1 protein-coding gene is annotated in these 511 nt (G+C 60.1%); it reads left to right on the top strand.

What is annotated here, in order from left to right; all coding sequences use genetic code 11:
* Nucleotides 1-30: 30 nt before the first annotated feature.
* A partial coding sequence (locus H3H36_RS26365; RefSeq protein WP_229220125.1) for an IS110 family transposase occupies nucleotides 31-511 on the top strand: 481 nt, incomplete at its 3' end.

Genomic DNA, 511 nt, shown 5'->3' with positions numbered 1-511 from the left:
CACGCGCAGGATCGACCAGTTGAAGTGGCCATGGAAGCATACAATGGCTGGGCGCGTCCGCTGGATCGCCTGATACTGGAGCGCCACTGGCGCCTGTTCAACGTCAACAACCTGAAACTGGCCCGCTACAAGGAGATGTTTCCAGCCCCGGCCAAGACCGATGTCATCGACGCCCGGCGCATGCTGGAGTTGTTCCGACTACGTCACACCGGCCGTCTGTCGCGCGAGGTCTTGCAACCGGTGGTGACGGCACCTGCCGTGAACGACCAACTGAAGCGTCTGAGTCGCCGCCGCCGTCAACTGGTGCACGACAGAGTGCGTGTGCTGAGCAGAATGATTCCGGATCTGCAAGCCTGTTGTCCGGGCTTACTGGAGCTTACTACCGATGTGGGAAATCTCTGGTTCATCAATCTATTGGCCGCACGCGATGATTTGCGCCAGCTGGCCAGGATGCGCCAGGTGAGTCTGCTTAAGATACCAGCCATCGGCCGCAAGTACGCTGCCGACGTGC

The organism is Rugamonas fusca, from assembly GCF_014042365.1.
Lineage (GTDB): Bacteria > Pseudomonadota > Gammaproteobacteria > Burkholderiales > Burkholderiaceae_D > Rugamonas > Rugamonas fusca.
The sequence above is the reverse complement of the archived record's forward strand: the minus strand, read 5'-3'. Positions and strand labels throughout refer to the sequence as shown.